Origin of the sequence: Bradyrhizobium japonicum USDA 6, assembly GCF_000284375.1 — a bacterium.
Classification (GTDB): Bacteria; Pseudomonadota; Alphaproteobacteria; order Rhizobiales; family Xanthobacteraceae; genus Bradyrhizobium; species Bradyrhizobium japonicum.
This window is the reverse complement of record NC_017249.1, coordinates 2,960,299-2,980,661: the sequence shown is the minus strand read 5'-3', so window position 1 is coordinate 2,980,661 and position 20,363 is coordinate 2,960,299. Positions and strand designations below refer to the sequence as shown.

The window sequence follows — 20,363 nt, the reverse complement described above, 5'->3', positions numbered from 1 at the left end:
CCCCCTCGGCGCGGCAACCCACTTCTGGTTGAGCTGCCGGAACAGCTATCGGACAAGGATCGGGGTTAAGAACCGCACAATTTCAGAGCCGGGTCGTCGCAGATTGCGCGGCTTAGTTAACGAATGGCCTGCAAGCAGGGCCCATTGTGCGAGCAATTTGCCGCTTTTCCCCGGAGTCTTACGGAGCACCGTCACATCAGGGGTTAGCGAGCTGTTCAGGACGACGAGACTATCGTTTCCGGCAGGTATTCCCTCATCCGGCATGCATCCTCATGACACGATCGCGATCAGTGGCCTGCGTCGCATTGGCCGTCGCGCTACTCGCCGCGGCCAATCCTGCAGCGAAAGGCGACGAGGTCGGCGTCAGCGACGATGCGATCCTGTTCGGCCAGGCCGCCGCGCTCGAAGGCCCCTCCTCCGCGCTCGGACAGCGGATGCGGCAAGGCATCGTCGCGGCATTCACCGAGATCAACGAAAAGGGCGGCGTCCACGGCCGAAGGCTCCAGCTCATCAGCCGCGACGACGGCTACGATCCCGACCGCTCGGTGGCGCAGACGCTGCGGCTGATCGAGGACGACAAGGTGTTCGCGCTGATCGGCGCGGTGGGCACGCCGACCGCGATGGCGACGATCCCGATCACCAATACCAGGAACATTCCCTTCATCGGTCCGTTCAGCGGCGCCGAATTCCTGCGCGACCTCGAGCTTGCGAATGTCGTCAACATCCGCGCGAGCTATGGCGCTGAGGCCGAGGCGTGGGTCAAGCACCTCACCGAGGATCGCCACTTCACCCGCATCGGCATCTTCTACCAGGACGATTCCTTCGGCCGCGACGGTCTCGCCGGCGTGAAGCGCGCACTCGCCAGGCGCGGCCTCGAGCTCGCCGCGGAAGGCACCTTCGAGCGCAACACCCGTGCGGTCGGCTCGGCCTGGCGCACGATCAGGCGGGCCGAGCCCGAAGCCATCGTCATGGTCGGGACCTACGGCCCCTGCGCGGAGTTCATCAAGCTCGCGCATCGCAGCGGCTTCCATCCGACCTTCGTCAACATCTCCTTCGTCGGCGCCAATGCGCTCGCCAGGGAGCTCGGCCCCGACGGCGAAGGCGTCATCGTCTCGCAGGTCGTGCCGTTTCCCTGGGATCGCTCGCAAAAGCTCGTCGCCGACTACCAGGCGGCGCAGAGGGCGTTCGACCCGACGCTGACACCGGATTTCGTGTCGCTCGAAGGCTATCTCTCCGGCCGCCTCGCGGCCGCGGCGCTGGAAAAGGCCGGGCCGCAGCCGACCCGCGCGAGCCTGTTGCGCGCCATCAACGACGTCGGCCGCTTCGACATCAGCGGCAGCATCGTCACCGTCGGCGCGCGCATGATCGACGCGCCGCCGAAGGTGTTCTTGACCGTGATCCAGAAGGACGGGACGTTCAGGGCGGTGGATCGGCTGTAGTTGCAGCAGGAGGTCGTCATGCCCGGGCTTGTCGCCTGCGCGACCGAAGCCGCTTCGGCGAGGCGAAGGCCCAGGCATCCACGTTCTTGGCATTGCCGGCAAAGGCGTGGATGGCCGGGTCAAGCCCGGCCATGACGATGCGGAAGCTTTGGTGCGCACAGCGACCGCATAACTTGCGTTAGCACCGCAGCTTCAAGGCCGCCGCGTCCAGCGCTCCGCGTTCACTGCGCCTTGCGGGACCTCGCCTTTCACGATCGCCTCGACCTGCCGCACCGTTTCCAGCGACTGGTATTCGATCGCCTGCGGCGTCAGCCCGCCGACATGCGGCGTGGCGATAACGTTGGGAAGCCTCGCCAGCTCCGGGCTCGGCATCTGGTCGGGCGCGCGGCCGACGTCCATCGCCGCGCCGGCGATGCGGTTCTCGCGCAGCGCGCCCGCCAGCGCGGCCTCGTCGACGAGATTGCCGCGCGAGAGATTGATGAAGACGGCATGCTTCTGCATGCGCGCCAGCGCCGCCTCGCCGATCAAATTCTCGGTCTGCTCGTTGGCGATCGCGAGGCAGACGACGTAGTCGGACGCACCAAGAAGCTCGTCGAGACCGACCTGCCGGATCGCGCCGTCGCTGACGGTCGCAAAGGGATCTGCGACCAGCACCTCCATGCGCATCACCTTGGCGATCTCGGCGAGGTAGCGCCCGATACTGCCATAGCCGATGATACCGATCTTGCTGCCGGCGAGCTGGCGGCCCATCCGTGCCTCGACCTTGCGGCCGGCCTGGTAATCCGCCGTCGCCCGGGACACGCCGCGGGAGAGATCGACCATGAAGCCGAGCGCGAGCTCGGCCACCGCCTGCACGAAGCCCGGACCGGCGCGGGTCACGAGAACGCCGGCTTGCGAGGCCGCCTCCACGTCGACGTTACGGATGTCGACGGCGCAGCGGACGAAGGCGCGCAGGCGCGGCAGTTGCGCGAAGATCTCGCCGCGCCCTTCCGTCATGCGATCGGCGACGATGATGTCGGCATCTTTGGCGGCGCGCACGAGGCCGGTGGCATCCAGCGTGTCATCGCTCTCGTGCAGGATCACCTCGGCGGCTGCGCGCAGGCCGTTCAGGCTGCGGTCGCCGTAGTAATTGCGACGCATCTCCGGCGTGTGGGCGAGCAACACTTTCAAGACAGGACTCCCTTAGTAACCGAATGCCCGCGGCAGCGCGGTCGAGAGCCATGGCACGAAGGCGATGACGAGCAGGCAGAGAAACAACAGGCCGAGATAGCCCATGATCGGCTTCACCGTCTGCTCGATCGGCACATTGCCGATCAGGCATGCGCCATAGAGCCCGAGCCCGAGCGGCGGCGCGAACAGGCCGATGCCCATCGCGATGACCAGCACGACGCCGAAATGCAGGGGATCGACGCCGAGCTGCACGGCGACCGGCAGCAGCAGCGGCCCGAAGATGATGAGCGCGGCGGCGCCTTCCAGCACCGAGCCCATCACGATCAGCACCGCGATCGCGAGCAGGATGAACAGCCAGACGCCCGAGGTCTTGGACAATCCAAGCATGAAATCGCCGACCGCATGCGGCACCTGCTGCAAGGTCAGCGTGAACGCCAGCGACTGCGCCGCGGCGACGATGAACAGCACGAGCCCCGCGCGCGTCGCAGCCTGGACAAAACTGTGCGCGGCCGATTTGAAGCCGAGCTCGCGGAACACGAGACTGCCGACAATGAGGGCGTAGGCTACGGCAAAGGCGGAGATCTCCGTGGCTGTCGCAAAGCCGCTCTTGAAGCCGAAGAAGATCATGAAGATCAGCCCGAACGAGGCGATCGCACCGCTCCACAGGCCCGACACCGGCATCTGCGGCGCGACGTCCTCGGTATCCGCCGGCCGCTTGCCGAAGATGATCGAGACCGCGATCAGGACCAGCGCCATCAGCGCCGCCGGCAACAGGCCGGCCACGAACAGGCCGCCGATCGACAGGTTCGCGACGAACCCAAGGATGATCAGGTTGATGCAGGGCGGAATGGTTTCCGCCATCACCGCGGACGCCGCAAGCAGCGCCACCGCGCCGCCCGGGTTCTGCTTCGAGCGGCGCGCCGCCGGGATCAGCACCGAGCCGACCGCGGCGACATCCGCCATCTTCGAGCCCGAGATGCCGGAGAACAGCACCATCGAGGCCACCATCACGACGTTCAGGCCGCCACGCATACGACCGACCCCGCGCTGTAGCAGCTCGATCAGCCGCACCGACATGCCGTTGGCTTCCATGAGGTAGCCGACGAGGATGAAGAAGGGAATCGCGAGCAGCACGAAATTGTCGATGCCGCGCGCCATCTGCTGGGCGAAGATCACGCCGGGCAGCGCGCCCTCGACCCAGATGAAGATCAGCGCGGCCAGCGCCAGCGCGAACCCGATCGGCAATCCACCGAACAGGGTTGCGAAGAAGCCGATCAGCATCAGCGTGCCCGCCGACGGCACGGTGGACGGCGACAGGTAATCCCAGGCGAGATAGAGGCCGGTGACGACGATGATGGCAACGAGGCCCCTGAGGATGTCGGGCAGCGGCCTGGCGCAGAGATGATCGATCGCGAACACCGTCATGAACAGCGCGCCGATGCCCATCGGGTAGAAGGTCAGCTCCAGCGGCAGGCCGGATCCGGTGGTCTGCCCGGCCGTCAACGATCCCAGCTTGATCGCGTTGTAGGCGACATAGCCGGAGATCAGCACGACCAGAAGCGCGCTCGCGGCATCGACCAGCGTGCGCAGCCGCACCGGAAGCAGATCGCGGAAGAAGGACACGCCGACATTCTCGCCGCGCGCCAGCGCGCTCGCCGCGCCGAAGAAGGCCGAGCCGACCATCAGGCCGCGCGCGACGTCGTCGGACCATTCGACTGGCGCATTGAAGCAGAAGCGCAGCAGGACCGACGCGCAGACGACCACGAGATCGGCGGCCAGCAGGATGGCCGCTATCGCGTCGCTGAGGCGAAGCAGCAGCGTAATGCTCCCGTGGCGACCGTCCGAGAGGGGTACGGCGGCTGTCATCGCCATCTCAGACTTGGTCATCTCAAGCTTGCGTCGCGCGGATGATGTCGATGACCGGCTTGGACTCCGGCCGCGCCTTGATGAAGTTCTCGTGCTGCGGCGCGACGCGCTTCTTGAAGGCTTCGCGGTCGCATTCGGCCACCGTCACGCCCTTCTCGGTCAAGGCCGTCAGCGCCTCCTTCTCGACCGCAAGCCCGTGGGCGCGCGTGTCGGCCGCGGCCTTCTTGGCGGCATCGAGGAAACCCTCGCGCAGCTTCGGATCCATGCGGTTGTAGGTCACGTCGCTGAAGTAGACCGCGAGCGGCGAGAAATTGTGCTGCGTCAGTGCATAGAATTTTGCCGTCTCGAAGAACTTGCTGGCCAGGATCGTCGGCGGATCGTGCTCCAGCCCGTCGAGCACGCCGGCCTGCAACGCCGTGTAGATCTCGCCGAATGCGAGCGGCGTCGCGGCGGCGCCCATCAGGCGAAGGCATTCCGTGATCACCGGATTCGGCAGCGTCCTGATCTTGAGGCCGGCGAGATCCTCCGGCGTCTTCACCGGCTTCTTCGCGAGCACGCTGCGTGAGCCGAAATTATAGGCCCAGGCGATGATGCGGATGTTGCCGCCCTTGAGCAGCGCGTCCTCGATCGGCTTGGCGGCGCCGGAATCGAACGCCTTGGTCTGCTGCGGGAAGCTCGAGAACAGAAAGCCGAGGTCGAAGGTGCCGACCAGCGGCACCAGGTTGGCGGAGATCGACGAGCCCGACACCATGAGGTCGATGACGCCGAGCTTCACCGAATTGATGACGTCGATCTCCTGCCCGAGCTGGTTGTCCGGGAAGAAGGCGACCTCGACCTGCTCGCCGAGCCCGTTGCCCTTCAGGTTCTTGACGAGGTTGTCGTAGTAGACGCGGCCGTTGGCATATTTCGGATCGTTCGGCAGCGAGGAGGAGCATTTCAGCTTCAGCGTCGCCGCTTCGGCGCGACCGATGATGGCGGGAGAGAGAACGAGGCCGGCGGTGACCGCCGTCGACGACTTGATGAACGTGCGACGGCTCACGGGCACGATGGTCATGGCGCGGTCTCTCCCCGAATATTCTTGTCTACGGCCGAGATCGCTGCCACGGCCTGCTGCGCGGACAGTATGGCCAAAGCGACGGGGCAGGCAAGAGACGGGGCGGGGCCGATGAGAGGCCGCGAGAGACAAGCGCTCTGGCAGAGACCGCAACGGAACGCCTGTATTTGAAGGTGTTTTCGATCATGCCGCACGGCAGCGACGAGGCCTGCCATGCAAGATTGAAGTGGATCGATCCAATTCAGGTATGGATCAATGCCGAACGCAGATTGATTGACCACGAAACGCACGAAAGCCGCGGGACCGTGATCCCGCGGCTTTCGTGTTCGTGCGGATGCGGTGACGTCAGCGCGAATGCGCGCCGCTGAGCTGCCCGCTGGCCGCCTCGACATCGCGCGAGGGCCGCAGCGCATAGGCGCCGTCGCCGAGCAGCGCCTGCGCCGCCAGCGCGATCGCCCAGAAGGCGGGGTATTCCCAGCCGCCCTTCGGGTTGGTGAAGAAGAAACCGGCGGCGCCGTGCACCGTGAAGATCGCGCCGAGCAGGATCGGAATGCCCGCGAGCGCCGCATAGCGCGTCCAGACGCCGAGGATCAGCGCGACGCCGCTCAGCACCTCAACCGTCATGATGAGATAAGCGAGCTCGGGCGGGAAGCCGAGGCTGCCGAAGAATTTCGCGGTGCCGGCGGGCGTGAACACGAACAGCTTCAGGCCGGCATGGGCCAGAAAGAGCGCGCCCAGGGTCACGCGCAGCACCAGCGCGGCATAGGGGGCGGTACGGGAATCGATCATGGCGGTCTCCTTTGCGCCGCAACATGATCTATTCTCATTCCGATGATAATCCGCTATTCTGGAAATACACTTCATACCAACAGAGTGAGATTGTTTGCTCGACCGCCTGACCAGCCTTGAGGTCTTCGCCAAGGTCGCCGCGACCGGCAGCCTCTCCGGCGCGGCCCGGGCCATGGGCCTGTCGCAGACCATGGTGACCAAGCATGTTGCATCGTTGGAGGCGCGGCTCGGCACAAAACTGTTTCACCGGACCACGCGACGGCTCTCCATCACCGAGGCCGGACGGAGCTATCTTGAATCCTCCGAGCGCATCCTCGCCGACATGGAGGCCGCCGATGCCGCGGTGGCGCGCGAACGCGTCGAGCCGCGCGGCCTGCTGCGCGTCAACGTGCCCGTCGTGTTCGGCAACAGGCAGATTGCGCCCCTGATTGCGGAGTTCTCCGCACGCCATCCCGAGGTCACGGTCGAACTCGGCCTCAACGACCGCCTCGTCGATCTCGCCGAGGAAGGCTGGGACCTCGCGATCCGCATCGGCAAGCTGCGCGAATCCAGCATGGTGGCGCGGCGGCTCGCGCCGAACCGCCTCGTGGTCTGCGCAGCGCCGTCCTATCTGGCGAAACACGGCACGCCACGCAGCGTTGCCGACCTCGCTACCCATAATTGCCTCGGCTACACGCTCGCGCAGCAGGCGAGCGCGGCGGAATGGCTGTTCGGCGCGGATGGCGAGATTCGCGTCCAGGTCAGTGGCACCCTGCGTGCCAACAATGGCGATGCGCTGCGCGCGGCGACGCTGGCAGGCCTTGGCCTGTCGCGGCAGCCCACCTTCATCATCGCCGACGATTTGCGCGCCGGCTCGCTCGTTGCTCTTCCGCTCGACCAGCCGGAGATCCAGACCTCGGCGGTGCACGCGGTCTATCTGCCCGACCGCCGGCCTCCGGCCAAGGTGCGCGCCTTCATCGATTTTCTTGCCGCGCGCTTCGCGCCGGACCCGCCCTGGGACCGCGAACTGCTTTGACCGCGCGCCTGCCCGGCGACCTCATGCCCGATTTTGTCGCACCGCTTGCGTGAGCCAGCGCACAGACAGATGCGTGGCGGCGACCTAGAAAAGGTGAGATCATCGCGCGCATTGCCGATGGAGGTGACACCATGCGCCGTCGAGTCCTTCGCAGTTTGTTTCTTGCATCCAGCCTTGTCGGGCTCGCGCAATTGATGACGCCGACGGACGCCGACGCCGAGGCGCGGCTCGCGCTCGTGATCGGTCAATCGGCCTATCGCACGGTGCCGGAGCTGCCCAACGCCGCCAACGACGCCAAGGGTATGACGGAGCTGCTCGGCAATGCCGGCTTCACCGTCACCACGGCGGCCAATTTGGCGCAGAACGAGATGCGCGCTGCGATCTCCGATTTCGCCGGCAAGGTCAGCGCAAGCGGCGCCGACACCGTCGCACTGGTGTTCTATGCCGGCCACGGCCTCCAGATCGACGGCGAGAACTATCTGGTGCCGGTCGATCTCGATCCCAAACGCGAGGCCGACATTCCGCTCCAGGGCGTGCGGCTGAACGATCTGCTCAACACGCTCGGCGCGCTGCCGACACGGGCACGCATCTTCATGCTCGATGCCTGCCGCAACAATCCGTTCCCTGCGCTCAGCGGCGCCGGCCACGGGCTTGCGATCGTCGACACCAAGGCCGGCGCACCCGGCTCCTTCATCTCCTATTCGACCTCGCCCGGCGCCGAAGCCGAGGACGGCTCCGGCATCGACAGCCCCTACACCACGGCCGCGCTGACCGTCGCCAAGCAACCGAACCTGCCGATCGAGGAGGTGTTCAAGCGCATCCGCATCGCCGTGGCGCAATCGACCGACGGGCGGCAGATCCCGTGGGAAAGCTCGTCGCTGACGACCGACTTCAGGTTCTTCGGCGGCGAGAGCAGCGGCGGACAGCCCGCTCTCCCGGGCGCATCCGCCATGGCACTCGCCGGCGGCACGCGCAGCGTCGCGGACTGGCGCAAGGATTTGCAGGGCAAGGAGCCGAAGGCTGCTTATGAGCTGGTGATCGCCGACGACACCGTCGAGGCGTATCAGGCCTATGTCGAGCTCTACGCACAGGCCTCCTACACGCCGCGTCTGCGCACGATCCTGGAGCGCCGGCGTCAGATGCTGGCCTGGGAGCGTGCCACCGCGATCAACACCCGTGCATCGTTCGAGGCCTATCTGGCGAATTGGGACAACAGCGATCTCGCCGCAACCGCGCGCCGGCTGCTGCTCCGTGTGCAGAACCGCAACTACGCCTTGCCCGTCGCGGAAGCAGCGGCCCCTGCTCCGGTCGCCGTCGCAATGGCCCCGACCTGCCCGTGCTCGGCGCCGTCGACACCGGCAACGCCGGTCAATCCGGCGGTGGCGCCCGTCATCAAGAAACGCGCCGACGACACCCCGCCGAAGCGAAAGGTGGTCGAGACGCCGCCGAAGCCGCGCCGGCCGCCGCCCGACGAAGTGGTCTACGAACGCGCGCCGCCCCCAGGCCCGTCGCCCGAAGCCGTGGGCGTCGGAATTGGTGTTGGGATTGGTCTCGGCATGGGCATGGGCGGCCGTGGCGGAGGCGGTTACGGACGCGGCGACTACAATCGCAGCAGGTACTGAGACCGCTCGCGCAATGCGGAGGACAAATGTGCCCTCCGTCATTGCGCGGAGCCCTTGCGACGAAGCAATCCAGACTCCCTCCGCGGTGGGATTCTGGATTGCTTCGCTTCGCTCGCAATGACGACGGAGAGGCCACAGAGAACCAATCTTCCCGAAAATGCTGTAGTCTGATCTGCTGACGCCAGCCCTTCCGGGGATTCCATATCGATGCCGCACGACGCGCCCGCCAAGAACTCATGGCCGCTGTTCCGGTCGCTCGCGTCCTATGCCCTGCCCGGCGACCTCATGGCGGGACTGACGCTGGCGGCGATTGCGATCCCCGAGCAGATGGCCACGGCGCGGCTCGGCGGTTTTGCGCCGCAGATCGGCTTCTTCGCGTTCATGGCGGGCTCGCTCGGTTTCGCGCTGCTCGGCGGCAACCGCTTCCTGTCCTGCGGCGCGGATTCCACGATCACGCCGATCTTCGCCGGCGGACTTGCCGCGCTCGCTGCCACCGGCTCGCCCGAGTATCAGGGGCTTGCCATCGCACTGGCGCTGATGGTCGGCGCAATGATGCTGGCGGGCGGCGCCTTCCGCCTCGGCGGCATCGCCAACCTGTTGTCGGTGCCGGTGATGGTCGGCTTCCTCGCCGGCATCTCCGTCCACATCATCGTCTCGCAACTGCCGGGCGTGCTCGGGCTTCCGTCACCGAGCGGCCCGACGCTCGAACGCATCGGAGTGCTCGCGACCGAACTCGGCCGCACCAATCCCTTCACGCTCTGCATCGGGCTCGGTGTGCTCGCCGTGGTCTTCATCGCCGAGAGGGTCAGCGCGAAAATTCCGGGCGCGCTGATCGGGCTCGTCGCCGCGACATTGGCCACAATCGCGCTCGGCCTCGAAAGCAAGGGCGTCAGCGTCGTCGGCGCGGTGCCGGGCACGCTGCCGCGACCGACCTTGCCTGACCTTGCACCGGAGCTGTGGGTGCGCCTGGTGCCGCTCGCTTTCGTGATTACCGTCGTCGTGATGGTGCAGACCGCCGCGACGACGCGGTCGTTCCCGTCCGATCCCGACAAGCCCGCCGATGTCGATCGCGACTTCCTCGGTGCGGGCGCCGGCAGCGTGCTGTCCGGCCTGTTCGGCGCGTTTCCGGTCAATGCCAGCCCGCCGCGAACCGGGATCGTTGCCGAGACCGGCGGACAATCGCAGCTCGCGGGCCTTGCGGCCGGGGCAATCGTGCTGGCGCTGCTCGCGTTCGGGACGGGGCTGCTGCAGCACGTTCCGGACGCCGCGCTCGGCGGCATCCTGCTGTTCGTGGCGCTGCGGATCATCAGGGTGAAGCAGATCGCCACGATCTACCGGCAATCGTTCAGCGAGTTCCTGCTGATCGTCGCCACCGCCGCGCTGATCATCGTGCTGCCGATCCAGCAGGGCGCCTTCCTCGGCATCGTGCTGTCGCTGCTGCACGGCATCTGGAGCACGACGCGCGCGCGGCTGGTCGAGTTCGAGCGCGTGCCGGGCACCACGATCTGGTGGCCGGCGCATCCGCACATCACCGGCGAGCGCATCGCCGGCGTCGCCGTGATCGGGCTCCAGGCGCCGCTGTCGTTCCTCAACGCGCCGGGTTTTCGCAGTGACGTGGCCAAAGTGCTCGGCACGTCGACACCGCAACTGCTGGTGCTGGAGGCGAGCGGCATGGTCGAGATCGACTTCACCGCCGCGCAGATCCTGCTCGACGTCTTCAAGGCGTGCAGCGAACAGGGCGTCACCGTCGCGCTGGCGCGGCTGGAATCGGTGCGCGCGCAGAACGCGTTCGAACGTTTCAGATTGTTCGACGCCCTGCCCCGCGAACACGTCTTCCGCAGCGTCGACGAAGCCGTGCGCAAGCTGGCAAAACAGGAATAGCAGTTGGGTCACGCAGGCGGAGCCGCGAACTCGCTGCAACCTCTCCCGCTTGCGGGAGAGGTCGACACGCTCGCAAGAGCGTGGCGGGTGAGAGCTCTATCCTCTTGGGGATTGTCCCGTTGCGGAGATACCCTCTCCCCAACCCTCTCCCGCGAGCGGGAGAGGGAGCGCACTTACTTCGTGGAAATAGCCGCCTTCACTGCGCCAGTGTCGGATGATCCCGCTGCACCGCCTCGCGGATCCAGCTGGCGTGGATCGCGCGAAACAGGATCTGCGCGGTCTTGAGGTCGTTCGCTCTCATGCAGAGATCGACGATGCGATGGACGGCGGCGTCGCGCATCAATCCATCCGAGATCTTCATCGCAATTTCCATCGCCATTTTGGCCGCGCGTTCATAGCGCCCACCTTCGCGCGTGTCGCTGCGCGCCGAACCGGCCGCGCTCGCGGCTGCGGCGTCACAGATCGCGCGGATGCGCTCGGCGGCCTCGATGTCGCCGAGCGGTCCTTCGATCGTCTCGTCCCAGATGTCCGCCGGCTTCTGCTTCGCGAACCACTTCATCGCCCCGTCACCAATGGTCTTCCCGCCGCCGTAGTTCCGCGCTCCCGCCTCGCCCAGCATAGAGAGGCCGATCGAGATCGGCGAGGCGATTTTTCCGCCACGCATTATCGATATGCAGTCAGGACGTCCGACGTGGTCCGATGGCCTCGAACTGCGCCTTCTGCTCGTCATTCAGCGTGGCGTAGAAATCCTCCAGCGCCGCGCGAACCGACTTGACGCCGTCGAGCATCGTGTCGAGCCGCTTGCGAACCGCCGCCATTCGCGCCGGCGGCGTCATCACGTCGCTGGGCTCGCAGGCCGCCTTGAGCGATGCGCTGACCTTGGCGCTGGTATCCTGGAGCACCTGTAGCGCAGCACGCTGGGTGTCGTTGGGATGAAGCCTCGCCTCGATGTCAGTGCTGGGCCAATCGAGCGCAGCAGACGTCGCGCAATTCTGGACCAGCGATCCCCCGGTGTTGCCGGAAGCCGTCGCACGACGCTGATCCTCGGCCAGCGCATTGAAGCGCGCCTTCTGCTCGTCGGTGAGCGAGCCGTAGAAACGATCGAGGGCGGGCTGAACGAGATCGACGGCTTTCTCCATCGCCTCGATGCGCTGCTGCATCGCCGTCAGCCGACCTGGCGCTGTCGCCGCGACCTGCGACGGGCAGGACGCGCGGATCATCTCGGACGCCTGGATCGAGGCATTGCCGAGTTCGTCGAGGCTTGCGCCTTGCGCCTCGGTCGGCTGCACCGCGGCGGCAATCTGGTCGATCGGCAGACCGACGATTTCGCGGCGGTCGCTGCCGCAAAGCCGATCCAGCGGGACGCCGCGCGCCTGGCGCCGTCCCTGCGGCCGCTGCGGCAGATAGGCCGAGAGACCGTCATAGCCATAGGGCCCGAAGATGCCGGCATAGATGTCCGGATAGCCGTAGCCCCAGAAGCCGAGACCATCGCCCCAGATCGTGTAATCGTAGAGATCGTTGTAGGCGAACGGCCAGAACAGCGGTCCGACCCAGCCATAACCGCCGCCCGCATGTTGCCACCACCCGCTGCTGGCGCCGTGCCAGCCGGCGAGTGCGGCCACCGCCGCGATCTGGGCTCGTGCGGCCGGATTGCTGATCAGACGGCCGTTGCGGAAGGCGCTGGAATGCGCGTTGAGGGCGTTGCGAAAATTCGCGGGACGGACGGCCGCATTGCGGATCTGGCCGAAGTTCGGGCCGCGATGTCGGGCGCCCGTTGCGAAGCGGGGCCCGCCATGATGCCCGCCGCCATGCGCGTGTCCGAAGCCATGACCGCCAAAATGACCGCCGCCGTGATGACCGCCACCATGATGACCGCCGCCGTGATGGCCACCACCGTGCCCGCCTCCGTGCCCACCACCATGGCCGCCACCGTGCCCGCCCTTGCCCAGAGCCGTGCCCGCCAGCATGCAGGCAAGCGCCATCACGGCAATTCCAATGACAGGTCGCAACATCGCATCCTCCCGCAGAACCGCGCCATCGAGGCAGCGGAAATTGACGGAAATTGGAACAGGCCTGACTGCCGAAAGTTCCGCGACCGCGACGCAGCCGGCCGCGCGCTAAAGCGCGATGAGATTGGGATGAATCATCATCGCGCTTTAGGTTATTGTTTGAGCATGATCTTTTCGGAAAACCGCGGCACACTTTTCCGGATCATGCTCTACGCCTCCGGCACGATCTTGCCGGGATTGAAGATGTTCAGCGGATCGAGCGCCTTCTTCAGCGCCCGCATCGCGTCGAGCGCTTCGGGGCCGAGTTCCGCCTTGAGATATTTCTGCTTGCCCTGGCCGATGCCGTGCTCACCGGTGCAGGTGCCGTCCATCGCCTGCGCGCGCTCGACCAGGCGATGCATGAACTCCTCGCCGCGCGCCATCTCGTCGGCATCGTTGGTGTCGCAGACCAGCGAGCAATGGAAATTGCCGTCACCGACATGGCCGACGATCGGCGACAGCAGGTTGAGCCGCTTGAGATCTTCCTCGGTCTCGCCGACGCAATCGGCAAGCCGCGAGATCGGCACGCAGACGTCGGTTGCAACCACGCCGATGCTGTCGCCGGGCCGCAGCGCCTTCACCGACCAATAGGCGTCGTGCCGCGCCTGCCACAGCTTGGTGCGATCTTCCGGCTTGGTGGTCCAGGAGAAGTCGCCGCCGCCACAATCCTTTGCGATCTCGCCGAAGGCCTTGGACTGCTCGCCGACCTCGACCTCGCTGCCGTGGAACTCCATCAGCAGCAGCGGCGTTTCCGGCAGCGTCAGCTTCGAATAGGCGTTGCAGGCCTTCACCTGCGCGGCGTTGAGCAGCTCGATGCGCGCCACGGGAATGCCGGTCTGGATCGCCAGGATCACCGCCTGACATGCCCCGTGCACGGTCTCGAACGACACCGCGCCGGCCGCGATCGTGTCGGGGATGCCGCGCAGGCGAATGGTCAGCTCGGAGATGATGCCGAGCGTGCCTTCGGCGCCGACGAACAGATGCGTCAGGTCGTAGCCGGCGGATGATTTCTTGGCGCGCGTGCCTGTCGTGATGATCTCGCCGTCACCGCGCACGACCTTCAAAGCGAGCACGCTGTCGCGCATGGTGCCGTAGCGCACCGCGTTGGTGCCGGAGGCGCGGGTCGAGGCCATGCCGCCGAGCGAAGCATCCGCACCGGGATCGATGGGGAAGAACAGGCCCTGATCGCGCAGATGCTCGTTCAGCGCCTTGCGGGTGACGCCGGGCTGGATCACGCAGTCGAGGTCCTCGGCATGCACCGCGAGCACCTTGTTCATGTCGCGCAGGTCGATCGAGATGCCGCCGGCGGGCGCATTGACCTGGCCCTCGAGCGAGGTGCCGGTGCCGAAGGCGATGACGGGGACGCGGTTCTTGGCGCAGATCCGCACCACGTCCTGGATGTCGGCGGTCTCCTGCGCCATCACCACGCCGTCCGGCGGCTGGTTGACGATCCACGTGGTGGTATGGCCGTGCTGCTCGCGAACGGCCTGCGAGGTGATGAGGCGGTTGCCGAACCGCGCGGCAAGCTGCTCCAGCGCGCTTGCGAGGGCTTTCGGCTCGACCCGCGGCGGATTATTGGTGATGGTCGTACCCACGGACATTCCTCCCGACAGAAGAACCGTGGCAAAGGACATCTGACCGGTCAAGTCAAGCGACCGCGCGCATAGCAGGAAAGACACATGCCGGAGACCGCCGCTGCCGAGCCGTTCCGCTCGTCTATCATGCAGATCGAGCCGCAATGGATCGACTATAACGGCCATCTCAACATGGCCTATTACAACGTGATGTTCGACCGCGCGATCGACCAGATGTGGTTACAGCTCGGGATCGGGCCGGGCTACATGAAGGAGCGAGGCGGCTCGACCTTCACTGCGGAATGCCATGTGCGGTACCTGCGCGAAATCCACCTCGGCGATCCCGTGCAGGTGTCGGTCTGGCTGCTCGAAGCCGACGACAAGCGGTTGCATACGTTCCAGGAGTTGCGGCACGCGACCGAAGGCTGGCTGTCGGCGACCTCCGAAAACATGTCGCTCCACATCGACATGGGCTCGCGAAAGGTGGCGGCCTTTCCGCCCGATATCCGGCAGCGCATTGCAGCCGTCGTGAGCGCCCACAGCGCCGTGCCGCGGCCCGAGGGCATCGGCCGGAACGTGGCGATGCCCTCGAAGCGGTAGCTGAACAGTTCGCTCTAACCCCTCATCCTGACGAGCCCGCGAAGCGGGCTTCTCGAAGGATGCAAGGCCACAGTCGGGCCCTCATGGTTCGAGACGCGCGTTCCGCGCTCCTCACCGTGAGGGTCACACCTAAATCCTGCGGCCGCGGGCAAGGCCCACCACGGCCGAGACCAGGAACAGCACGACCGCGATGAAGAAGATGATCTTAGCGATCTCGATCGAGGCGCCGGCGATGCCGCCGAAGCCCAGGATGCCGGCGATCAGTGCGATAACCAGAAACGTCACAACCCAGCCTAGCATGGTCAAACCCTCGTCTTGATGTCTGTCTGCGTCGGCGCGGCTGGCCGCGCCACCTGTCCAGACAATCTCGACGCGGGAACGATGGTTCCGGGCGACGCAAGGTGGAAATTCGCGCTCGCCGAGGGAACAAATCGGCCCGCCGCGCACGTGGAAAACCTTGCCCCGGCGCCCCATATGGGCAGCAATCCCTGTTAAGAAGGCTCCCTTCCACCACCCTGCGGTGCCATCGTGGGGCCAATGATTCGCATGACCGAGCCGAGCAAGATCACCAGCGTACCCGACCACCAGCCCGCAGCCGGCGGCATCGCCGCGCGTGCGCGCGCCTCCGTGGGCCCGAAATATCTGTCCGGGCTCAATCCCGAGCAACGCGACGCCGTGGAGACGTTGGACGGCCCGGTCCTGGTGCTGGCCGGTGCCGGTACCGGCAAGACGCGCGTGCTGACCACGCGCATCGCCCACATCCTCAGCCAGGGCCGCGCCCGCCCCGCCGAAATCCTGTCGGTGACCTTCACCAACAAGGCCGCGCGCGAGATGAAGCATCGGCTCGGCCAGATGCTCGGCCACGCGGTCGAAGGCATGCCGTGGCTCGGCACCTTCCACTCCATCGGCGGCCGCATCCTGCGCACCCATGCCGAGCTGGCGCAGCTCAAGTCGAACTTCACGGTGCTCGACACCGATGACCAGGTGCGGCTGCTCAAGCAGTTGCTGCAGGCCGACAACATCGACGAAAAGCGCTGGCCGGCACGCATGCTGGCCGGCTTGATCGACGGCTGGAAGAACCGCGGCCTGACGCCGTCGCAGGTGCCGTCAGGCGAGGCCGCCGTGTTCGCCAACGGCAAGGGCGGCAAGCTCTATGCGAGCTATCAGGAGCGGCTGAAGATCTTGAACGCCGCCGATTTCGGCGACCTGCTGCTGGAAGACATCCGGATCTTCCGCGAGCATCCGGACATCCTGCGGCAATACCAGCAGCGCTTCAAATTCATCCTGGTCGACGAATATCAGGACACCAACGTCGCGCAATATCTGTGGCTGCGGCTGCTGTCGCAGGCGCCGGCGTCTCCCTCCCTCACCTCTCCCCGCGTGCGGGGAGAGGTCGCATCGCAAAGCGATGCAGGTGAAGGGGACTCTCCGCAGACTGAACTCGTGGAGACAGCCCCTCAGCCCGACCCTCTCAGCGCGAGCGGAGCTCGTCACGACTCCGTAAAGGACGGGGAGAGGGAGAAGCCCCACGTCAAAAACATCTGCTGCGTCGGCGACGACGACCAGTCGATCTATGGCTGGCGCGGCGCCGAGGTCGACAACATCCTGCGCTTCGACCACGATTTCCCCGGCGCCAAGGTCATCCGCCTCGAGCGCAATTACCGCTCGACCGGCCACATCCTCGCCGCCGCCTCGCACCTGATCGCGCACAACGAAGGCCGGCTCGGCAAGACGTTGCGCACCGAGGACCATGACGGCGAGAAGGTCACGGTGACGGGCTCGTGGGACTCCGAAGAGGAAGCCCGCGGCATCGGCGAGGAGATCGAGCAGCTCCAGCGCCAGGGCGAGAAGCTCAACGAGATCGCGATCCTGGTGCGCGCCTCCTACCAGATGCGCGAATTCGAAGACCGTTTCGTCACGCTCGGCCTGCCCTACCGCGTGATCGGCGGCCCGCGCTTCTACGAGCGCGCCGAAATCCGCGACGCGCTGGCTTATCTGCGCGTCATCAACTCGCCCGCCGACGATCTCGCCTTCGAGCGCATCATCAATGTGCCCAAGCGCGGCCTCGGCGACGCCACCGTGCAGATGCTGCATGACCACGCCCGCAAGCGCCGCATCCCGCTGTTCGAAGCGGCGCGCGCGGTGGTCGAGACCGACGAGCTGAAGCCGAAGGCGCGCGGAAGCTTGCGCGACGTCGTCGCTCAGTTCGACCGCTGGCGTGCCCAGCGCGAGGTCACCGCGCATACCGATCTCGCCCAGATCGTGCTCGACGAGAGCGGCTATACCGAGATGTGGCAGAAGGACCGCTCGGCCGACGCCGCGGGGCGGCTGGAGAACCTGAAAGAGCTGGTGCGCTCGATGGAGGAGTTCGAGAACCTGCAGGGGTTCTTGGAGCACATCTCGCTGGTGATGGACCGCGACGGCGGCGCCGAGGACGACGCGGTGTCGCTGATGACGCTGCATTCGGCCAAGGGCCTCGAATTCGACAACGTGTTCCTGCCCGGCTGGGAGGAAGGCCTGTTCCCGAGCCAGCGTACGCTGGACGAACAGGGCCGCGCCGGCCTCGAGGAAGAGCGCCGGCTTGGCCATGTCGGCCTGACCCGCGCGAGGCGCCGCGCAAAGATCTACTTTGCGACCAACCGACGGATCCATGGCACCTGGTCGACCACGATCCCGTCGCGCTTCCTCGACGAATTGCCGTCCGCCAATGTCGAGATCACGGAATCCAAGGGCGGCTCGGCCTGGGGCGGCACCGGCGGCTACGGCGCCTCGCGTTTCGACGACATGGAGGCGTTCGGCTCGACCTACTCGACCCCGGGCTGGCAGCGCGCCCAGGCCAACCGCAACCGGGGCGGTGGACGCAGTGGCGGAGGCCAAGGCGGCTTTGAGGAACAGGCCTCATCGTTCTCCTCCTCATCCGGCCCGGATTTCGGCAGCTTCTCCTCACGCCGCCGCGGGCCGATGACGATCGAGGGCGAGCTGGTCGCCAAATCCACCGGCACCACCTCGGAATTTTCCCTCTCCGACCGCGTCTTCCACCAGAAATTCGGCTACGGCCGCGTCACCAAGATCGACGGCAACAAGCTCACCATCGCCTTCGACAAGGCCGGCGAGAAGAAGGTCGTGGACAGCTTCGTGCAGCGGGCGTGAGGCCTGGTATGCCTCAGTACGTCGCCATCATCGAGGACGCAGGCCCGGACGACGCCGTCGGCTTGTGGTTTCCCGACCTGCCGGGCTGCATTTCCGGCGGCGACGACGTCGACGAGGCCCTGGAGGGCGCGCCCGAGGCGCTCGCATTTTATGCGCAGGAGCTGAGCGCGGACGGCCGCCAGCTTCCCCCGCCGCGGACATTGGACGAGCTCAAGGCCGACCCTGCTGTGGCCGACGACCTCAGGAAACACACGGTCGCCCTGATCGAATGGCCGCCCCTCCCTGAGGCCGAGTGAGGACTGTTCGCCGCACTGGCCGGACGTTCGACAGTTCTCGCCCGAACGCCCCTTGACCACCGCGAACTTCCCCGTATCAGATGCACCCATGGTCCGGGGCATCACACTGATCTTGCTGGCATTGGGGATGCCGTCGCTTGCGGCGGCGGAGACCATGAGCTTTGGCGATTCGATCGGGCTCCTGGCCAAGAGTTGCGGCGCGGAAATCGTCGCCAATTGCCGCGGCGTCAATCCGGACTCGACCCGGCTGAAAGAGTGCCTGTCCCGCAACCGCGACGTGCTCTCCCAGCAATGCCAGAGCGATTATCTCGGCGCCTTCGATGCCATCCAGAAGCGCGTCGCCGCGCGCGTCACGGTGGCGAACGCCTGCCAGCGCGAGATCGTCAAGGTCTGCGGCGGCTCGACCAAGGAGACCAGCAAGTCGATCCCCTGCCTGGTCTCGACGCCCAAGGGCATCAGCAACAACTGCCTGAAGGCCGTCGACGACGCGGGGTATCGGTGATGCGCGCGAACGGGATCGCCATCACGCTGGTCATGGTCCTGGCCCTGCTCGCGGGCGCAGCAAGCGCGCAGACGGCGGCGCCGACCCGTGACGACATCGTCGGCAAGCTGAACCATTTCGAACAGGCCGCCGAGGTCGACCTTCCCGCGATGAAGCAGCAGGTGATGGAGCGCGCCAAGACCAGGATCAAGAACGATCCGGGTCCGGTGAACCGCCCGCTGATCGCGCCTGACCTCGCCAACCTGCCCGCCTTCAACGCGCAGATCCAGTTCGACGCCGACACGCCGATCATCCAGCCGGCGTCCTACCAGACCGTCGGCCGCATCGCGGACGCGCTGGTCCACTCCTCGCTGCTGCCCTACACCTTCCTGATCGTCGGCCATGTCGAATCCAGTGCGAAGACGCGCGAGGCCAATGCGATCCTGAGCCAGCGACGCGCCGATGCGATCCGTGACGTCCTGGTGAACACCTTCAAGATCTCGACCAAGCGGCTGCATCCGATCGGCCTCGGCGAGGAGCAGTTTCTCGACCGGGCCAAGCCGACCTCGGCCGTCAACGGCCAGTTGCAAATCCTGACCTATGCCAAGGTGCCGGAGGACGCGCCTGCGCATCCGGCTGCGGCGCCCGGGCCTGCGGCGAAAAAGCCCGCCAAGAAGCGCTGAGCGAGATCGCTTCCCCTGACGGAACTCTTTGAAGTTCCGACCGTTTTGCGGCCTGTCGAAAGCGCAACAGCCATGCTTTGCGCGACACGCGAGCCGGTTTGTGCACTGCTCTATCAGGTGCTATAGCCTGTTTTCGCCCTTCCCCGACCCCATGCTGCACGAGACCGAGATGGCTGGTTATTTTCAACGCCAACTGGCCGATTACGTCGAATATCATCGCGATCCCTGGAACTGCGCGATGCACGTGGTCGGAATCCTCCTGCTCTTTACCGGCGCCGTGCTGCCGCTCACTCTCGTGCGTTTTCCCATCTTCGGGATCGAGGTGAGCCTGGCCGTGGTTGCGGCCCTGCCGGTGCTGGTCTACTGGCTGATGCTGGACGCCGGGATCGGACTCGGCATCCTCGCCGCGATGATCGTGCTGCTTTCGGTCGCAACCGCAATCGGCAATCAGGCCTCGATCGTCATGATGTGGTCGATTTTTGCGGTGCTGATCGGATTTGGCGTCGCGGCGCAGATCGTGGGCCACAGGGTTTTCGAGGAACGGCAGCCGTCGATGGTCGACCACCCCGCGCATTTCCTGCTTGGACCGATGTTCGTCATGGCGAAATTATTCATTGCACTGGGCTTCCGTCGCGACCTTGCCGCGATTCTGGCGCCTGTTCCGACCAATTCCCTTTCAACCCGATAGCTCTAGA

Annotated in this window: 18 protein-coding genes; 10 read left to right on the top strand and 8 right to left on the bottom strand. The window is 66.1% G+C overall.

The annotated features are described in order from the left end of the window. Positions 1–272: 272 nt before the first annotated feature. Positions 273–1,439, top strand: coding sequence for an ABC transporter substrate-binding protein (locus BJ6T_RS13955; protein WP_028170662.1), 1,167 nt, complete (start codon positions 273–275; stop codon positions 1,437–1,439). A gap of 192 nt (positions 1,440–1,631) precedes the next feature. On the opposite strand, the gene BJ6T_RS13950 is transcribed toward BJ6T_RS13955, so the two are convergent. The 4 genes from BJ6T_RS13950 to BJ6T_RS13935 all read right to left on the bottom strand — a co-directional run bounded on the left by BJ6T_RS13950 (position 1,632) and on the right by BJ6T_RS13935 (position 6,318). Continuing rightward, positions 1,632–2,609 (bottom strand): hydroxyacid dehydrogenase, encoded by a 978-nt coding sequence (locus BJ6T_RS13950; protein WP_014493019.1) that lies wholly within the window; start codon positions 2,607–2,609, stop codon positions 1,632–1,634. Between the two features lie 12 nt (positions 2,610–2,621). Next, positions 2,622–4,475 (bottom strand): TRAP transporter large permease, encoded by a 1,854-nt coding sequence (locus BJ6T_RS13945; protein WP_039229104.1) that lies wholly within the window; start codon positions 4,473–4,475, stop codon positions 2,622–2,624. 22 nt (positions 4,476–4,497) lie between these two features. After that, the gene (locus tag BJ6T_RS13940; RefSeq protein WP_014493017.1) at positions 4,498–5,529 is read right to left on the bottom strand and encodes a TRAP transporter substrate-binding protein; all 1,032 of its coding nucleotides are present in this window, start codon (positions 5,527–5,529) and stop codon (positions 4,498–4,500) included. 345 nt (positions 5,530–5,874) lie between these two features. Beyond that, complete coding sequence (locus BJ6T_RS13935; protein ID WP_014493016.1) at positions 5,875–6,318, bottom strand: DoxX family protein; 444 nt, start codon at positions 6,316–6,318, stop codon at positions 5,875–5,877. Positions 6,319–6,412: 94 nt separating this feature from the next. Here BJ6T_RS13935 and BJ6T_RS13930 point away from each other — a divergent pair, with 94 nt between their 5' ends. The 3 genes from BJ6T_RS13930 (at position 6,413) to BJ6T_RS13920 (ending at position 10,836) form a co-directional block, all read left to right on the top strand. Continuing rightward, positions 6,413–7,333, top strand: coding sequence for a LysR family transcriptional regulator (locus tag BJ6T_RS13930; RefSeq protein WP_014493015.1), 921 nt, complete (start codon positions 6,413–6,415; stop codon positions 7,331–7,333). Between the two features lie 131 nt (positions 7,334–7,464). Then, positions 7,465–8,955, top strand: coding sequence for a caspase family protein (locus BJ6T_RS13925; RefSeq protein ID WP_014493014.1), 1,491 nt, complete (start codon positions 7,465–7,467; stop codon positions 8,953–8,955). A 207-nt stretch (positions 8,956–9,162) separates the two neighbouring features. Next, positions 9,163–10,836 carry a SulP family inorganic anion transporter gene (locus tag BJ6T_RS13920; protein WP_014493013.1) on the top strand — a complete coding sequence of 558 codons (1,674 nt, stop codon included), beginning with the start codon at positions 9,163–9,165 and terminating at the stop codon, positions 10,834–10,836. A 196-nt stretch (positions 10,837–11,032) separates the two neighbouring features. Here BJ6T_RS13920 and BJ6T_RS13915 read toward each other — a convergent pair whose 3' ends face one another. From BJ6T_RS13915 to BJ6T_RS13905, 3 genes are all read right to left on the bottom strand, one after another. Further along, on the bottom strand, positions 11,033–11,395 hold the full coding sequence (locus BJ6T_RS13915; RefSeq protein WP_028170661.1) for a hypothetical protein: 363 nt from the start codon (positions 11,393–11,395) through the stop codon (positions 11,033–11,035). A gap of 118 nt (positions 11,396–11,513) precedes the next feature. Continuing rightward, positions 11,514–12,848, bottom strand: coding sequence for a Spy/CpxP family protein refolding chaperone (locus tag BJ6T_RS49120; protein WP_014493011.1), 1,335 nt, complete (start codon positions 12,846–12,848; stop codon positions 11,514–11,516). 206 nt (positions 12,849–13,054) lie between these two features. Then, on the bottom strand, positions 13,055–14,479 hold the full coding sequence (locus BJ6T_RS13905) for an FAD-binding oxidoreductase (RefSeq protein ID WP_014493010.1): 1,425 nt from the start codon (positions 14,477–14,479) through the stop codon (positions 13,055–13,057). An 84-nt stretch (positions 14,480–14,563) separates the two neighbouring features. Between BJ6T_RS13905 and BJ6T_RS13900 the strand changes: the two genes are divergently transcribed. Continuing rightward, positions 14,564–15,058 carry a thioesterase family protein gene (locus tag BJ6T_RS13900; RefSeq protein ID WP_014493009.1) on the top strand — a complete coding sequence of 165 codons (495 nt, stop codon included), beginning with the start codon at positions 14,564–14,566 and terminating at the stop codon, positions 15,056–15,058. Between the two features lie 129 nt (positions 15,059–15,187). Here BJ6T_RS13900 and BJ6T_RS42875 read toward each other — a convergent pair whose 3' ends face one another. Then, positions 15,188–15,358, bottom strand: coding sequence for a DUF1328 domain-containing protein (locus BJ6T_RS42875; RefSeq protein ID WP_014493008.1), 171 nt, complete (start codon positions 15,356–15,358; stop codon positions 15,188–15,190). A 237-nt stretch (positions 15,359–15,595) separates the two neighbouring features. On the opposite strand from BJ6T_RS42875, the gene BJ6T_RS13890 reads away from it, so the two are divergent. The 5 genes from BJ6T_RS13890 (at position 15,596) to BJ6T_RS13870 (ending at position 20,356) form a co-directional block, all read left to right on the top strand. Then, positions 15,596–18,208, top strand: a complete 2,613-nt coding sequence (locus tag BJ6T_RS13890) for an ATP-dependent helicase (RefSeq protein WP_028170660.1) — start codon at positions 15,596–15,598, stop codon at positions 18,206–18,208. Positions 18,209–18,216: 8 nt separating this feature from the next. After that, positions 18,217–18,504: a type II toxin-antitoxin system HicB family antitoxin gene (locus BJ6T_RS13885; RefSeq protein WP_014493006.1), complete on the top strand. Its 288-nt coding sequence runs from the start codon at positions 18,217–18,219 to the stop codon at positions 18,502–18,504. Between the two features lie 88 nt (positions 18,505–18,592). Further along, entirely contained in the window at positions 18,593–19,006 is a 414-nt protein-coding gene (locus BJ6T_RS47150) for a hypothetical protein (RefSeq protein WP_014493005.1), read from the top strand. Continuing rightward, entirely contained in the window at positions 19,006–19,668 is a 663-nt protein-coding gene (locus tag BJ6T_RS47145; RefSeq protein ID WP_014493004.1) for an OmpA family protein, read from the top strand. Before BJ6T_RS47150 ends, BJ6T_RS47145 begins: the two co-directional genes overlap by 1 nt. A 151-nt stretch (positions 19,669–19,819) precedes the next feature. Further along, positions 19,820–20,356: an Mpo1 family 2-hydroxy fatty acid dioxygenase gene (locus BJ6T_RS13870; RefSeq protein WP_049802979.1), complete on the top strand. Its 537-nt coding sequence runs from the start codon at positions 19,820–19,822 to the stop codon at positions 20,354–20,356. The last annotated feature ends 7 nt before the right edge of the window (positions 20,357–20,363 follow it).

Excerpts from the sequence above, each read along its gene's own strand:
- BJ6T_RS13955 (WP_028170662.1), top strand. The coding sequence starts at position 273 with ATGACACGATCGCGATCAGTGGCCTGCGTCGCATTGGCCGTCGCGCTA.
- BJ6T_RS13945 (WP_039229104.1), bottom strand. The coding sequence starts at position 4,475 with ATGACAGCCGCCGTACCCCTCTCGGACGGTCGCCACGGGAGCATTACG.
- BJ6T_RS13940 (WP_014493017.1), bottom strand. The coding sequence starts at position 5,529 with ATGACCATCGTGCCCGTGAGCCGTCGCACGTTCATCAAGTCGTCGACG.
- BJ6T_RS13935 (WP_014493016.1), bottom strand. The coding sequence starts at position 6,318 with ATGATCGATTCCCGTACCGCCCCCTATGCCGCGCTGGTGCTGCGCGTG.
- BJ6T_RS13925 (WP_014493014.1), top strand. The coding sequence starts at position 7,465 with ATGCGCCGTCGAGTCCTTCGCAGTTTGTTTCTTGCATCCAGCCTTGTC.
- BJ6T_RS13920 (WP_014493013.1), top strand. The coding sequence starts at position 9,163 with ATGCCGCACGACGCGCCCGCCAAGAACTCATGGCCGCTGTTCCGGTCG.
- BJ6T_RS13915 (WP_028170661.1), bottom strand. The coding sequence starts at position 11,395 with ATGAAGTGGTTCGCGAAGCAGAAGCCGGCGGACATCTGGGACGAGACG.
- BJ6T_RS49120 (WP_014493011.1), bottom strand. The coding sequence starts at position 12,848 with ATGTTGCGACCTGTCATTGGAATTGCCGTGATGGCGCTTGCCTGCATG.
- BJ6T_RS13900 (WP_014493009.1), top strand. The coding sequence starts at position 14,564 with ATGCCGGAGACCGCCGCTGCCGAGCCGTTCCGCTCGTCTATCATGCAG.
- BJ6T_RS42875 (WP_014493008.1), bottom strand. The coding sequence starts at position 15,358 with ATGCTAGGCTGGGTTGTGACGTTTCTGGTTATCGCACTGATCGCCGGC.
- BJ6T_RS13890 (WP_028170660.1), top strand. The coding sequence starts at position 15,596 with ATGATTCGCATGACCGAGCCGAGCAAGATCACCAGCGTACCCGACCAC.
- BJ6T_RS13885 (WP_014493006.1), top strand. The coding sequence starts at position 18,217 with ATGCCTCAGTACGTCGCCATCATCGAGGACGCAGGCCCGGACGACGCC.
- BJ6T_RS47150 (WP_014493005.1), top strand. The coding sequence starts at position 18,593 with ATGGTCCGGGGCATCACACTGATCTTGCTGGCATTGGGGATGCCGTCG.
- BJ6T_RS47145 (WP_014493004.1), top strand. The coding sequence starts at position 19,006 with ATGCGCGCGAACGGGATCGCCATCACGCTGGTCATGGTCCTGGCCCTG.
- BJ6T_RS13870 (WP_049802979.1), top strand. The coding sequence starts at position 19,820 with ATGCTGCACGAGACCGAGATGGCTGGTTATTTTCAACGCCAACTGGCC.